The 14,849-nt window shown below is 57.2% G+C and carries 16 protein-coding genes; 12 read left to right on the top strand and 4 right to left on the bottom strand.

The annotated features are described in order from the left end of the window. Positions 1–5: 5 nt before the first annotated feature. The 9 genes from A9D13_RS02235 to A9D13_RS21375 all read left to right on the top strand — a co-directional run bounded on the left by A9D13_RS02235 (position 6) and on the right by A9D13_RS21375 (position 5,528). Positions 6–212: a hypothetical protein gene (locus A9D13_RS02235; protein WP_066769596.1), complete on the top strand. Its 207-nt coding sequence runs from the start codon at positions 6–8 to the stop codon at positions 210–212. 94 nt (positions 213–306) lie between these two features. Next, entirely contained in the window at positions 307–711 is a 405-nt protein-coding gene (locus tag A9D13_RS02230; protein ID WP_066769588.1) for a hypothetical protein, read from the top strand. A 568-nt stretch (positions 712–1,279) separates the two neighbouring features. Continuing rightward, the gene (locus tag A9D13_RS02220; RefSeq protein WP_156521879.1) at positions 1,280–1,798 is read left to right on the top strand and encodes a hypothetical protein; all 519 of its coding nucleotides are present in this window, start codon (positions 1,280–1,282) and stop codon (positions 1,796–1,798) included. 1 nt (position 1,799) lies between these two features. Beyond that, positions 1,800–2,510 carry a hypothetical protein gene (locus A9D13_RS02215; protein WP_066769578.1) on the top strand — a complete coding sequence of 237 codons (711 nt, stop codon included), beginning with the start codon at positions 1,800–1,802 and terminating at the stop codon, positions 2,508–2,510. Between the two features lie 26 nt (positions 2,511–2,536). After that, positions 2,537–4,102: a hypothetical protein gene (locus A9D13_RS02210; protein ID WP_066769575.1), complete on the top strand. Its 1,566-nt coding sequence runs from the start codon at positions 2,537–2,539 to the stop codon at positions 4,100–4,102. Next, positions 4,066–4,368 carry a hypothetical protein gene (locus A9D13_RS02205; RefSeq protein ID WP_156521878.1) on the top strand — a complete coding sequence of 101 codons (303 nt, stop codon included), beginning with the start codon at positions 4,066–4,068 and terminating at the stop codon, positions 4,366–4,368. Before A9D13_RS02210 ends, A9D13_RS02205 begins: the two co-directional genes overlap by 37 nt. Next, complete coding sequence (locus tag A9D13_RS20365; protein ID WP_156521877.1) at positions 4,361–4,654, top strand: hypothetical protein; 294 nt, start codon at positions 4,361–4,363, stop codon at positions 4,652–4,654. The genes A9D13_RS02205 and A9D13_RS20365 overlap by 8 nt, the downstream gene beginning before the upstream one ends. Continuing rightward, positions 4,651–5,088, top strand: a complete 438-nt coding sequence (locus tag A9D13_RS02200) for a Ros/MucR family transcriptional regulator (protein ID WP_066769571.1) — start codon at positions 4,651–4,653, stop codon at positions 5,086–5,088. Before A9D13_RS20365 ends, A9D13_RS02200 begins: the two co-directional genes overlap by 4 nt. 221 nt (positions 5,089–5,309) lie before the next feature. Then, a complete protein-coding gene (locus A9D13_RS21375; RefSeq protein WP_082922038.1) occupies positions 5,310–5,528 on the top strand; it encodes a helix-turn-helix domain-containing protein in 219 nt (72 codons plus the stop codon). A 515-nt stretch (positions 5,529–6,043) separates the two neighbouring features. On the opposite strand, the gene A9D13_RS02195 is transcribed toward A9D13_RS21375, so the two are convergent. Both A9D13_RS02195 and A9D13_RS02190 read right to left on the bottom strand, forming a co-directional pair. Continuing rightward, a complete protein-coding gene (locus A9D13_RS02195; RefSeq protein WP_156521876.1) occupies positions 6,044–6,691 on the bottom strand; it encodes a hypothetical protein in 648 nt (215 codons plus the stop codon). Next, positions 6,688–7,980 (bottom strand): hypothetical protein, encoded by a 1,293-nt coding sequence (locus tag A9D13_RS02190; RefSeq protein ID WP_156521875.1) that lies wholly within the window; start codon positions 7,978–7,980, stop codon positions 6,688–6,690. Before A9D13_RS02190 ends, A9D13_RS02195 begins: the two co-directional genes overlap by 4 nt. Here A9D13_RS02190 and A9D13_RS02185 point away from each other — a divergent pair. Continuing rightward, on the top strand, positions 7,967–8,923 hold the full coding sequence (locus A9D13_RS02185; protein WP_308420421.1) for a site-specific integrase: 957 nt from the start codon (positions 7,967–7,969) through the stop codon (positions 8,921–8,923). The two genes, A9D13_RS02190 and A9D13_RS02185, sit on opposite strands and share 14 nt — an antisense overlap. Positions 8,924–9,183: 260 nt before the next feature. Next, the gene (locus tag A9D13_RS20360; protein WP_156521874.1) at positions 9,184–9,996 is read left to right on the top strand and encodes a hypothetical protein; all 813 of its coding nucleotides are present in this window, start codon (positions 9,184–9,186) and stop codon (positions 9,994–9,996) included. Here A9D13_RS20360 and A9D13_RS02170 read toward each other — a convergent pair. Further along, positions 9,993–10,787 carry a GntR family transcriptional regulator gene (locus tag A9D13_RS02170; RefSeq protein WP_066769557.1) on the bottom strand — a complete coding sequence of 265 codons (795 nt, stop codon included), beginning with the start codon at positions 10,785–10,787 and terminating at the stop codon, positions 9,993–9,995. The genes A9D13_RS20360 and A9D13_RS02170 overlap by 4 nt on opposite strands. 205 nt (positions 10,788–10,992) lie before the next feature. On the opposite strand from A9D13_RS02170, the gene A9D13_RS02165 reads away from it, so the two are divergent. Then, positions 10,993–11,238: a hypothetical protein gene (locus A9D13_RS02165; protein WP_066769555.1), complete on the top strand. Its 246-nt coding sequence runs from the start codon at positions 10,993–10,995 to the stop codon at positions 11,236–11,238. A 386-nt stretch (positions 11,239–11,624) separates the two neighbouring features. Here A9D13_RS02165 and A9D13_RS02155 read toward each other — a convergent pair whose 3' ends face one another. Then, a complete protein-coding gene (locus A9D13_RS02155; protein ID WP_066769552.1) occupies positions 11,625–14,849 on the bottom strand; it encodes a conjugal transfer protein TraG N-terminal domain-containing protein in 3,225 nt (1,074 codons plus the stop codon).

The following is a 14,849-nucleotide window of genomic DNA, read 5'->3' as shown; positions in this document are numbered from 1 at the left end:
ATCCTATGAGCTTTCAATACGAAGACGTCGGAGAATTCGGCGACCGCCGCGCGGCCGAGGATTGGGCCAGGCGCAATAACATCGATCCGCGTGACCTGCACATCCGCGACACCGCTCGCGGTGTCGAGGTTGGCGTCAACAAGTCCGCGCACGACAAGGACGAGCGATACAACAACCGCCACGGCGGCCGCAAAGACGGCTTTTTCCGCTGATCTCCCACACGAAATTCGGGCCACGCCCGATAGCCCGCCTCGCATGAGGCTCAACCACTCCTGCAGACGCAGGGCAACATCAAGGACCAATATGATGACGAAATACCTCCTCGCGGCGATCACCTTGCCGATCGCGCTCGCGGCGACGCCGGCGATGGCCCAGCAACACAAGTGTCCCGAAGGCACCAAGTGCGCTCAGATGCACAAGCCCGGCCTTGCCGAAAACTCGGCCGAACTGCGCCAGACCCTCAATCTCAAAGAGAAAGCCCGCAAGCTGCGTGAAATGCAGACTGCCGAACTCAACGATCGCGCGACTACCGACGAAGCAGCGATCATCAAGAAGAAACTCGCGGCATACGCCAAAGAACAGCGCAACCCCTGCGAACATGGCGACGCCCATCTCGACGAACACGGCCAATGCACCGACTGCCCGGAGCATGAAAAGACCGCGGCCAACTGCGTCGACTGCGACGAAGCCGACTGCCCCGAAGCGGTATAATCGCATCCGGTCGCCAGAAGGGTAGGAAATGCTAAGTCAGCCCAAGCCTCGCTGCGCTCATTGCGGAGATTTTCTGCCCTTCTGGCCCTCGCGGGCCATAGCCTCCATCTGCCCAAGGTGCAGTCGGCCGCTGGCGCTCGTACCCGCATCAATCTCGGTTGCGCGTTTCCGGATCTTCAGCGTGCTTCATGCCGCCAAGATTGTCCTTCTGCCTGTCGTTGGTGGTGCGATTGTAGCCTTTGGCCTCGCGAGGATGACTCCATCCGCCTTTGCCTACACCGTCGCCCTCGTCCTGCTTGCATGGGGTGTAATCGACGTTTGGGACGGCACAGCCGGCCTCGAGAGCGGCATCGATAAGCGTGGACGGTCCATCTACACCGGAAAGCCCGCCCGGCGCCTCTCCGTAGCAAAGACCATCTTCGGAGCCGCATCGCTCGCCCTCGGCGCGGCCGGCCTCATACTGATTGGATGACCTATGGGTATTTCTGACCGCGACTACATGCACGAAAGGACGCGCGGCAGGGGGGCTTCAGCCTCTGTGCCAACCAGGCGCGGCGACAAGGCACGCATGGAACTGCCGACTGGTGCGGTGATCGAGCCAGGCCCCCCAGTGATGACCCGTTCACGCTGGATCATACTCCTCGCCGTTATCATTGCCGCGCTCGCGTGCTTTGCCATCTTCCGCGGGGACACGCACTACTCCGGCGGGGACTTCCCTCCTAACGGCACCTTCAAGGTCAAACCGGCCCAAGCGCATGGCGCCACCGGCATGTTGGCCATAACCGCAGGAGAAACCAACGCGATCGTCGAGCTGTTCGACCCAGCGCGCAATCCTGTCTTCATCGGCTTCGTGCGGGCACGCGACACAGCGCAACTACCCATCCCGATCGGATCCTGGCGCATGATCGTCACCGAAACTTCCACATGGGACGGGAGCTTCCATGAGGACGATCAGACCGTCGACGGACCTGAGGTACGGCCGATAACGGTTCTGCCTGGATCGACAACGACGGTCGTTCTCCATGCAGCACGGACGCCCTCCTTCTTTCCCAAGCCCAGTGACATCAAAATGAATCTTGGAGACTAACATGCTCAAAACGAAAACTTCCCTTCTCACCATGCTTGCGATCGCCGGTGGACTTAGTGGCGCGTTGCCAGCCAACGCCCAGCAGGCAGACCGGACGCGCGAACTCTACCACATCTTCGACATTCAGACCGAAGCATCCCGCTCAGATGTGGTCAAAGCGGTCAAGGACGGCATGAACATCAACGTCTCGGATTCCCAGACCATTACGCCGCTGGTTCGTGGCACCCCGCCCGAAGAACCGGGCACGTTCGAGCTGGTCGATCCGCTCGCCGAGGGAAGACTTGGCGGCCTTGGTGCACTGATCGGTGCTGCGCAAGCAGCGCAGATCAAGCAGGTGAAGTGTGATGGCGCTGTCTGGATCGCCACCGCACAGCGCCGCATCCGGGGATCGCAAACCCTCCGATTGACTCTCTGCCTCTTTCCCTACGCGAACGATGATGCGCGCGGATACCACCTTGATGCCTACGCGCTCGATACCGAGGAAAAAGGCGGGGGCCTGAGCAAACGGCTTGGTCGGTTGATCGCTGGCGCGATCGTCGGCAATCCGGAAGACTGGACAAACAAGACGATCGTCGACCTCCTGCGCGAGGTTCACCGGCAAACCGATGCTACTGTCGACTATGTTGAAGGTCAGCCGGCGTTCACAGAACGCCCTTGGGAGAATGGTTGGCAGGTTCTACCCAGCAACGACGAAAATACCGAAGAACCCTGATCGGAAGTATCAAGGAGCCCAGCCTCATGCGAAAACCGACGATAAACGATACCGCTCTCACGACCCAGGGAAGTCTTCACGCGACATACTCATACGGCGACGTCCTCATCGATGAGGATTGCGTTCCGGACCGAAGCATATCCGCGTATGAACTCTACGAGAACGACGACCTTCAATCATCCACAGACACCGTAATCCTGAAAGCAATGCTCGTCCCACCCGTGGCTGACGACCATATCCTATTGGGCCGCCGGCCGACTATCGAGCAGCTTTGCGTCGCAATTCTCCACCAGGACTTCGCCACACTCACCCCCTACATGAGTGACGACTGCGCCGTTATCTCGGCCGACGAAAGCGTGGTCGCCCTCATCACCATATCTGACGACACCCGGCACGATGAAACCCGGTATCTGCTGTCAATACACCTCCTCACGACATCGGCTCACGCGACCGACATTCTTGTCACGCTCAAATCCATTGCTGAACTATACGACCCGATTGCATACCCGGATTCAGCCCTGATCGACGAAACAGGCCTATCCCAGACCGGAAAGGGCTTCCGTGAATATCAACGCTCGGAACGCCGGCGGCGCCCTCTATTCATCATGCGCCGAAAATCACCGACAATGACTGCCGTCCAGAAGCACGACTACACCGTCGCGCGGCAGCGCCTTGGCGCTTATGGGCCGGTGATCGTCAATAACGACCTCTACGAACAGTTCCAGATCTACGAGGATCTGGGGCGCATGGACGCAATCATTATTCACCCCAAGACGTGCGCGGTCGGCTCTCTGTATTACACCGGCGCCAGCGGCCAGCTCGAGGGGCTGAGCGAGGAAGCTGCCGACGCCCCACTACTCGGCAGCGACTGGCTCGACGAACAGGTATCCGCCCTGCAGGCCAACGCACGCACCTTTCTATCATCAAGCGCGACACGTCCGCCCCGTAATTTTCTGAAGCTCATGGAAGCCGGAGCGACCAGACTCGCGGATCAATGGAAAGACATCACCTCCCGCGATATCCCACACGAACCCGCACATGAACAGGAGACCGCGCCAGACAGTCCCCCCGGCCGTCCGCTCGATCCGGACACGCCACCCGAAGCTGACCACGAGCTCATCACTCCTACGAGCAAACCGGGGTCCCTCGATCTCTCTCAAATACCCGACGTCATAACCTGGCTCGAAACAAACTTCGACGACAAGATCATCATTCTCCCAAAGGCCAAGAGGGCTTTTCGTAAATCGGCTCATCCAGATCCACAGCGCATCGCAGAGGCAATCGCCCTTCTCGCAACAACCAAATATACGCAGAAGCAACCAGGCGAATATTGCACCGCCTTTACCGAAGGCCTTTCCAGCCTTCATCTTCATGACGGCTTCTCGAACGCTGAGCGCCTCAAAGGTCAAACGGGAGAAGCCTATCTTGCGCGCTATGGCACCCGCACGATCCTCCTCGACCGCAAACTCGCCTCGTATTCTTCCGCGTTCAATTCTCCTCAGATGATCCGCATCTACTACACTTACGACAAACCAACACGGAAGATCATCATAGGTTGGCTGCCGAGCCACCTCCCGACAACCAGATCCTGAACAGCAACAAACAGCGTCCGATGACACAACTATCCGACAAGCAACCACTCACAACCGAGCGCATTTCCATTCTCTCCAGCGCCGGAATTCAGCTGCTCCGCCAATTTGACGAGCTGGGATGGGAACAGGCGTCCGTAAAAACCCGTGAATTCATGGACATTATGCGCAATCACTCGGAGGCAAATTCTGCCGACTTCGCCGAGTACGATGCTCACATATCGACAATCGAGACCGAAAGTGCCTCTCAAACCGTGACTGATGTCTGACGTTCGAGACCGAAAGGAAGCCTCGCTGCCGACAGAGGCGCTGGTCGCCGGTGCGCTGGAGTTGCTGCGCTCATGTGACGAACACCACCTGACAACCTCTTCCATCCATCTTGCAGAGTTCATCGAAAGTTTGCGCCGGCACCCTGACGCAGAACCGGGGGCATTCGCTAGCTTTGATAGCTATCATGCGACCTATATCGAGCAGCTCGATCTAAGACCCACAGATCTCGACCCATCAATTGGCCAACCACCGGCAAAATTAAATGACAGGGGAACCTCCAAATGAAGCCCGAGACCGAACAACCGCCTTCAAATCTTATCGAGACCACGGCCGAGATTGTGACCGCCTATCTCTCCGCCAATCAGATCGAACACACAAAAGTCCCCGCCCTGATTGCTTCTACCTATGCCGCATTGTCGAATCTTGGCTCACAGTCGCGCGCCGATGAAGAGCCCCTTCAACCCGCGGTGTCAATTCGGGCATCGGTCAAGAAAGATCACATCGTCTGCCTGGAAGACGGAAAAAAGATGAAGATGCTCAAACGCCATCTGATGACAGACCACGGCCTGACGCCCGACGAATACCGCGCCAAATGGCAGCTACCAGATAACTACCCGATGGTCGCTCCAGATTATGCCGAAACGCGTCGCCAGCTCGCCAAGAAGATCGGTCTTGGCCGGAAACCTGTGACACGCCGCCGCCGCAAAAAGACGACGTGAGGGGCGGCCTTCTAATCCAACTGGCGCTATTTCAGTTAGGTAAGCAGGGAATAGGCGACACTCGCCATCGCAAGAAACTGCATGGCTAAAAGGATGACGAATTCGATCTTCACGAGTGTCCCCAGGAACGAGCCCTCGCCGGGTAGCATACGAATTGCAATTCGAATACGATTTACGAGACGGAGCCACGCGCCAAAAACACCGAACAGCGGAAACTACCGATGGAACAGCACGACCACATCAAATGGCTACTTCGCACAAAAGGAACCTCGTTATCGGAGATCGCTAAGTCGCTTGGCCTATCCCCAACGGGTGTAACTCAAGTATCCAAGGGACGCGCTCGCTCAAAACGAGTCGAAAACGCGATTGCTGAAGCGACAGGGTTGAAGCCGAGCCAGCTTTGGCCCGAAAAATACCCACAACACGCTGAGACTAATTGAGTGGAAAGGGAGTAATCCCCCGCCAGGCTTACGGCGAACGCGCTATCGCCACGGAAGGACCGTCCCACTGGCAAGCATTGCTTCAGATAGGTCGCGCCCGTCAGCCAATAGACAATGAGCCACTACACGATCATAACTCATTCCGCGTTTCTCGCACCTCATTGGAGGCGCCTGGACAACGATGTGGCCGTGCTTCCAACGTCCCCTCGGTCCGCCAAACAATCCCACCAGCGCATCCCGCGCGGCCTCCGCAGACGCGGCAGGACAGGGGTGGCCAGGGCTACAGCTTCCATCCGTCTCACGCGCTGCGATGCCGGCGATCCGGATTTTCTGTCGTTCCTCGCAGCGAAAGGTATCTCCATCCCACACGGCCACCGGCGTACAAACGAACTCGGTTTCGGCAGCTTGCCAATCGTCCGCTGCCGAAGCTGACGATGGGGCGCACCCGGTAACGGCCACAAGCCCGCCAGCGAGAGCAAACCCACCAACGACCCTCCAAATATACATCGTCGCGATCACGCTGTTTGCTCGGCGCGATTCCGCCTCATTCCGCGCAACGCCGTCGTATCCAATATCCTCACCCCTTCAGGCGTCACAACCACCGTCAGCTTATCGTTCTGGCCAAGAAGGGCGCCACAGGCTGAGTCCTCGGCCGTCTCATAGCACATGAGAGACTTTGGATCATTCAACGTCGCCTCAATCCACTTAATCTTGCGGTCGGCGCCCGCGAAACCCGCCACTATTGAAGCAAAAATTGCGAACACGATGCAACCGTAGGAAGCCCACCGCGCTACCACTGCCCCACTTTCAAATCTCTGAATCATCCTCTCTTTGTCAGCCCAGCCACGCTTAACAGCGACAACAGCGAGTATGATTACCCCCACACTAATCGCAGTCGTAATGGCAGTGCTCCAAAAGCTCCGGGAGATCGCCTCTACCCAATATACAATCAGATTGATGAGGCCTTCCGTCGACGTCGCTAATTCCCCTCTTTCTATGACGTCCGCATCGAGACCAAAATGCGCGAACAAAAAATATGCGTAGCTTTGCCCGATGAAGCAAAGGATTGCGGCCAATACTGCAGTTCCCCAAACCGCATTTGCCGCGACTACGCCCAACCACGCTGGCCCGGCGCTCACCACCGCCTCGTTTTTCGAACTCACTCCCCATACCTCCGATTAAGTCTGTCGGCATCGGCCGTCGCCTCATCGAGCTCCTTCAGGGTCTCAGCTGAGAACGCCGGCACGGCCTTCGCCAGCCTGATGGCATTCGACAATCCAGTATCACGGCCGCGCCGTCGCTGCCTCGCCTTTATCGGGCCATTACGTTCCATCACGATCAAACCCTGGCGGTCCAGTTCGCGCAATACAACGCCAGCACCAGCCCTGCTTATACCCATCACCGCGCACAACTGCGGCCTTCGAATGCCGCCAAATCCGCATATGATTTCAAACGCCTCCAGCGCCCTAGAACCAGCACGCGCGCCATCGAGCGCGCCCCTGGCTTGCTCGATCTGCCTTGATACGCGGATGAGGGTGTCGGCTTGTGTGTTGATGGCGGTTCTGCAGCTCGAGAGGTAAGCGCTCGCAACTTCTTCAGCATCCAGATCGATGCGGAAACAAACCTGGTTTGCCAGACCGATGACTGGGAAGGGGAAGGGATTGTCCGGACCTGCAAGCGCCAGATTCAATGCCCAGCATGAATTGACCGCATAGGTCATTCGGCCGCTGTCGCTGACAATGGAGCCACCTGCCTTAAAATCGCGCGCCTCGTAGCGCCGCAAGGTCTCGATGACTTTCGCGAGCCCGACAAAGGGCTCGCTCCACGAGCTTTCGCCCAACGCCGATTGCACAATATCCGTGATCGACCCGCTTTCCGGATTCGAGAATGCCGTCGACACATCGTCCATTAGCCCGATCTTCGCCGTAGGGCGCGGACCGACAATAGAGCGCGGGTTAATTTGATCCGTTTTCTGGCCCCTGAGGGGAGCCTCCGAAAGCCATGCGAGAACCACCTTGGCTCTATGGTCGTGGGTGAGTAAGACACGATCATCGTCCGCCGGTATGTCGACAGTGTCTGGGTTTAACCTACCGGCATCCCTTAGGAAAATCTTCCAGAGCAACGCCAGTAGAACATATTGACCTGCAGCACCGGCGTTGCGCGGCGCTGCTGACAAACGACCATAAGCATAGGCAAGATCGACCGCGGCCACAAAACCTCGATTGTTAAGTGAAATCGCACTTAGCTTAACATTGGTGGTAGGTTTTTCAAAACGGTCCTTTTTCAACGATTTAGCGTCCGTTGTGTCCGATAACCTGACTTCCTGGACAAAACGGAAATTTCCTGATATCGACGGATTTTGCCAAATCAGGCCTATCAGGCATCCCGCAGACTTGCGCGACGGCCGACGTCCGGAGAGCCTAATGCCAAGTGAATTAATGTCGACCAGCAATGCACTTGCCGAGCAGCTGCGCGCCGAGATCGAGGCGGCAAGAAAAACCCTCGCAGCATCTCACGCCAGCTCGACCCTGAAAGCCTACGCCACAGACTGGATCGATTTCTGCCACTTCTGCGAAGCGCGCCAATTATCGGCACTTCCGTCCTCACCCGACATTGTCGTTCTCTACCTCAGCAACCAGAAAGAGAGCGGCAAAGCGCCCTCCACCATCGAGCGCCGAATGGCGGCGATCAATTACCATCACAAGGAGAACGGTCACCGCACCCCTGCAGCCGACGACATTGTTGGGATCATTCCCAGGATGCTCAGAGGGATCAAGAATGAAACCAAACGGAAGATCGACAAGAAGGCCCCCGCGGACGCCGGCATTCTTCTCCAAATGCTCGAGACAATACAAGGCGAAGATCTGCGCGCTATACGTAACCGGGCCATCCTTGCCCTCGGTATGGCGAGCGCTCTCCGCCGATCGGAACTCGTAGCAATCGACGTCTCAAACCTCCATTTTACCGACAAGGGTCTCGTGATCGATATCACATCGTCAAAGACCGACCAGGAAGGCTCTGGCCAGTCCGTTGCAGTGCCGGAGGGGACCAACATCAAGCCAGTGGCAGCAATGCGAGCCTGGCTCGATGCTGCCGGCATCGCAGACGGGTATGCCTTTCGCCGCTTGACGAGATCGGGCCGTCTGACAGAACACCCTATGAACGATCGGAGTGTAGCCCGTCTGGTCAAGGCCAGTGCAGCGGCCGCGAACCTTGACCCGGCCAGGTACTCAGCCCATTCCCTTCGAGCAGGATTCCTGACCGAAGCGGCCGCAAACCGCGCCAGTCCCTTCCGGATGATGGATCACGCCCGCCACAAATCTCTCGATACCGTCGCCGGCTACGTTCGTACTGCTGAACAATTCGATAATCACGCCGGGGATGATTTCCTTTGACAAAAGGCACCGTTTATCGGGCGAAAGGTATCAATCATTTGCGGCGCATTACAAGCTTGTAATGCGTGGAACCATACCATGTTGCACTGCATTATATTATAGCCGTATACTCGCCAGCTGGCTTCAGACGGGACAACGAAGGGTGAGATATCATAGCGATCTGCGTTTGATTCTTTCCGGCCTCCAGGCTTTTGACGCATCTGGAGAGTTACCGACAAACGCATCGCAGATCACAAGTTCGGCCACGAGAGTCCTACGCATTGATCCATTCGAACGATCGGCGCGGAGATGGCAAAGAATATCGGCTTCGCTCGATTCAAATTCCGGGGATCAACAAGATACTTGACGTATGTGTATTTGAGTTGACAACCCCATCAGTTACAACGCGACGCGTGCCGCACAATGATATCCGTCTCCTCTTCAAAACCGCACTCGACCGCCTCTGCCCTTCAGCAGATCCGGCGATAGAGGATCTTCGCTGGCAAATCGTTCACGGTGATCTCACCAGTCGACATGCAGCTCCCGACGACATCGCGCAGCAAACGCAATCCAGTCGGCAATGGGCCAATTACGCCTTCCTCGACATGCGTGTTAATGGTTTCATCGAGAACGACATTCACGCGTTCGTTTGGCAGACTTGCGACCATGCGCATCTTGCCGAAATCATGGACACCATGTCAGCCCTCGAAGCGGCCGCACTTATAAGGCTTCGCCGCCAGAATATCAGCCACCTGCACGCTCAGCTCCATTACCGAATTGATGAATTGCTACGCTTGGCAGAGGGCCGATCGCCGTTGGCAGTCACTCTATCGTACCAGAAGCTCGCCCTTACGATAATCGCCGCCGTCGGAAGTGCGGACCTGTTGGCGGAATACGTCGATATCGGCCGCACATGGGCTTGCTATGCCTGGGCGGCACATATGCCCCGCGAAATCATTCCGCGCGCTGTAGATGCTGCAGAGCTTGCCATCCGGCACCTGGGAGACACAGATAGCCTCGATGCCGTCAGGGCCTTCACCGCGCCCAAATTCCTGCCATGCGTCCAAACGCTAGACGCCATCACGCTCTCTTAGCTTAGCCAGGCGATCGATCTCGGTTGGGCATCTGATTGCAACGGATCGAGCAATTGCTCCCGCCCCAACCCCCTTCCGGGCTGAAGCTCTTCTCCCGTCAAACGGAACTCGAGAACATCATTCAGTCTTGCTCGGTCGCCATCGGTTGGCTGTACGCCGGCATTGCGCTTTTCAAGCTGCTCCAGCAGCTCCTTCCGGACACCCTCCGAATAGATCCTGCAGGCGGCACGCGCGCTCACGACGTCTCGCTCCTTCGCGGCCGCCAACATTGCCTCAATCGCGCGCAGAAGATAACCCTCGCCACCGCCTGATCGGGCATCTGCCAGCCACATCAGTCGATAAAACGCCTGCGGCACGAGCTGGCTCATAATTCGAGCCAGGCCCGCCGTCGGACCACCCATCAACATGCCCACGAACTTCATCGCCGAAATGAAGAATTCTTCGTCATCAACGGTGCGCCCCTTTAGGGCTATCTCGTAAAACTCTTCGAGCCGCGCGACCTCTCCCTCGGTTTGGACAGCAAGTCTGCCGGCGCCGATCTCCGCGAAAACAAGGACCATCTCTCGCCATTCGTCGAGCTGATCGGCCGTATGCAGAACAACCGCGTACCCTCGCCCGCCCTTTGTCAAATAGCCATCGAGCCATAGGGAATTGAGGATCTGGCGTGCCTTCTTAACTCCGAATCCATATTCGGCCCCGAACTCCGACGGATCGACTGCACTGCCGGGAAGAATCTGCCCCAACAGGATTTTTTGCCTGTATGCCAAATAGGCATCATCCACCTCGGACACCCGTTATTCCTCCTCTGGCGCCCTCTAGCCTTGTCCGACTTGCCAAAAATTGCGCGGGTTTTATCCGAAAATGGTCACCTTTGGAACCATTAGATCGCTGTTCTCCGATCAGGCGCCAATCATCACATCCCCAAGCTCAGTAGTACAAAAACCGAACATTGTGCCGGTCCCTGTTTTTTGGTACTACTGAGCTTGGAGAAAAGTGATGGAAAGTTTTGACAATTCTTCTGATTGGATCGGCCCCACGGTCGAGACGATCGACCAGAATGTTCACAATGTCGATTTCACCGACGTCACAACCAATCACGGTTGGATGTGGTGGAACGAGCATGTCATTCCATCAGACGACGCTCCTGTGCAAACCACGATCTTTGGCTGGAGTTGGAAACGCCTCTGCGCCGAGATCGCAATCTTTCTTGCCGCGTCCGTCTTTATGATCCTGGTTCTTTGACCGCTAATCGGCAATCACAATAACAGTGCTGTCGTCATCCGCGGCTATGCAGATGGCGACAGCGCTCACTTCGGTCGAAACCAATACAATCTGCCTGGCCTTCCGCAAGCAAAGCTGATCTTCGGCCGTTAGATCCGCCAGCTGCCCAGCATCCTCAAGGCTGGAAACGGTCACAAACGAAACCGCCAACTCAGAACATGGCGCCCACTCGATCAATTCGCTCCACGAATGTCCAGTGGCGACGTCGCCCTCGACCTTACATGAATACGCACCAGCTGGCGAAAGCAACGGCCCACTGTTGGCTCCTTCAGCGCAAGTGATGCTTGGAAGACATGCGACCAACACACCGGCGGTGATCGCACATCGGAAACCAATTACTGACATTGTCAACGCCCGCGCCGCCGCTGAATGTGAAGATGGTTGTTCCCCGGATTGTCGGGGAAGACCTCAAAGTCCACGAAATAGCCCGAACCAAGTCTACTCTGCACACCTCGCGCCAAAGCCCTTCCTTGCTCAACGGTCAAGTCACGCCCGCGGAAGTCTAAAGCGCGATTTTCGTAATGCTGGCTGCCACTCACATGCCGAGAATCGTTCCCTGAAGTCACGGTTCGAGGCGATATCCCTAGCCGTCTCGATTCCTCGCTGACGGCAGACATCGCTGGGTACATTGACCGGTCTAAATTATCGATCCGGGCTCCGGCTTTAACCGGTAATCCTAGTTCCCGCGCCCACTGCGATCCTTGTCCTCCGGGAAAGGTATCCGGGCTCCCGCCCGGACCTCCCTCGCCTTTTCCAAACGCTCCGCGCGCTGCGTCAATAACTCCACCGACAACAGGAGCCACTGTGCGGTCCACAATTGGCATCGTCTCGCCCAGAGTCGCATGATTCCTGTTATCGACGGTATCGCGCACATTTCTGGCCTGTCGATATCGCGGAACGCCCTCACTCCGAATTTGTCGCCCCCCTTCCAGGACATAGTCATCGCCACCTGAAATACGTCCTTCTACATCCTTCCGAAGCGATTCATTTCCGGCAGCGGACCGAACATCGACGTCTGGGCCAGCTCCACGAACCGCGCCCGACCTCTCGGTCACCCAATCGATCACGCCAGCCTGTCCGCCGACCCCAGGTCGTGCCAACCCTACCGATGGAGCTTCAGGAACTACCCCCAACTCGTCCCGAATCTGATCCAACCGTTGCTCGGAGAACCTCTGCATCAGGATGCTTTCGGCCGCGGCCTGCTGCGCATTCTGAACAACCATGCCGGGCCTCAATCCCGTGTCTGCGAGGATTCGGTTTTCAGGCTTTGCAAGCTCGGCCGTCTCGAAATCAGTGAACTCTCGGCTCAGATCACGGTTGATCGTGAACCCTTCGCTCTCCCAATTGCTAACATCACGGGAGACGCGTTCGTAATTATCTTCAGCATTCGAAGAGGCCACGCTCGCGGTCCTCGTTTCGCTCAAAGACGTTGACCAACGCTCGCTCGCGCGCTGCACCTCGCTATCCTGGCTGCCGGCGGTCGTCCTAGCAAAATCATCGCGGACCTGTTGGGCCCTCATCGACGAGCTTTGTTGCTCGACATAGCCATAAAGCTCCCTGAAGCCCTCCTCAGCCGTGATCGTCCTGCCAGTCGCACGTTGAGCGTTAGCTGCTACCTGCGCCCCAAGGCGCAGCTGGGCTGGGTTCAACGCACCACCGGGTGTCCCAAGCGATGCGCTCGCGTTCCCGGAAAGGATCGAAGATCTTGAGATATTGTCTGAATCTTGCTGCTGCAGGCCAAACTGAGTCTGCAGATTGTTCGACAAACCGTTGCTTGCCTCATAAACATTTGCCAAGCTACTCGATACACCAGAGCCAGTCTGGGACCCGGACGAACGCGACTGCTCAACAGCCGATATCAAATCGTTACCGCGGCTTTCAGTCGCAGCGGCGCTGATCGATTCTTCATGCCTCACTTGCTGAACATGATTGTATCCTTGGGCAAGCACGCCTCTGACTTCCGCTCCGAAACCACTCGACGCTGTCGGGGTATTCGCCAAGCGACCAATTGCTCTACCGGCATCATAGGCCTCACCACCGTCCGCAAACCCATATTTGTCGATGCCATCATCCCGCCGGAAGTGACTCGTCGCAAAACCGCCACTGAATGAGGGTGCGGTGTTCCACTGGTTGCGCTGGACAACATTCCCGGTTTCATTCTGATAGCTCAGATTGCCATAGGCATAATTCCCTGTCGTGCGCTCGACAGCTGCAGCCTCAGCAGCCGATTGTGCCGGCGCCAACATCGATGTTGCCTGCGTGGATACAGCCATCGCTCCGCGAGCCATGCCTGCAGCGAGGAAAGGGATCGACATCATCAAGAACCCGGCGATCGTCGCCGTGTCCTGATTGACCGCATCGATCCCCGCCATTCCCGCCATCGTAATCCCGCCAGGTGCTGCCGCATTCATCGCATCGGCCGTCCGATCCATGATGAACATATGAAGCACCGCATAGAGCGGTCCCCACGCCGCGAGATAGAAAAACCCTGTGAAATAGCCCTTGACCGCCGTAACCCCCGTCTTTGGAAACAAGAACAGCGGAAAAATGACCGGGAACATCGCATAGAAAACGACCGTAAGAACAATGTTCAGCAACGGCACCCAGGTCATCGCCTGCTGCGCGATCGACGAATAGGTGTTTCGAGCCTGTTCCTCAGCGCGCAGCATCGCGAAGGTATCGCCGTCTGCTCCGCTCAAATTGGCTCTGGCTTCGAGGAACGCATCCGTCAGCGCTCTTTGCTGGAAAATCTGTGACGCCGTCTGCGACGATCCGTGAAATGCTGCGCCGATCACCGGAAGATCCGCTTCGAGCTTCGCCCTGGCCGCTGCGTCAGATAGGCCCGGGAATGAACGCTTGCCCTCACGCGTCAATTGAGCAGCCGTCTCAGCTGGCAAATCCGTATTTTTCAGATAGCCATAGGCCGTCTGACACGTAACAAACGTAGAGGCGCCTGACGCATTCAGCCACCTCATTCCTCGAGCTGGAGAACCGTCACCCATCTCAGTCATAATGTCATTCGAATTGGCGAGATCCGCAAAATTCTCATGCCCGAGCATGATGTCGTAGAACAGGCACTGCTTGAAGTACTCGGTAGTGTTCGCGCGCACGCGCGGATCCCTGATCTGATACTCCCTGGTCTTGTCCCACAGCCGCGCGCCATAGATCATCCCGTTATTGCTCAGCTGGAGCGACGCCGGCATCACGAATACGGTCTCGGCGGTCCTCGTCAGCCAGTCGCCCGCAGTGCTGGAAACCGAAGCGATCGCGGCCAGTCCAATCGGGACGTTGGCCACGGTAGCCGGAGCGAGGCTGGGGTTCAGTCTGTCTGTGACCTTCACGCTGGTCGTCGGGACGATCAATGCTCCATACATCAGCGTCGCGCCCAAGAACCAGTGAAGCCACGCCCTCCAGTTCATGCTGAACGCCACGACAAGCAGGGCATAGATCAAGCCCATAACCATCACGACGCGGAGCAGGGACCGAAAGCCCCCTCCCCCTGTCCATGCTGCAACAGCATTGAATACGTTGACAATATATTCGCCGCCGCCAGTCGTGAAGACCTCCAACAT

The organism is Croceicoccus mobilis (genome assembly GCF_001661965.1).
Taxonomy (GTDB): Bacteria; Pseudomonadota; Alphaproteobacteria; order Sphingomonadales; family Sphingomonadaceae; genus Croceicoccus; species Croceicoccus mobilis.
Note: the sequence above shows the minus strand (reverse complement) of the source record. Positions and strands in the feature narration are given on the sequence as shown.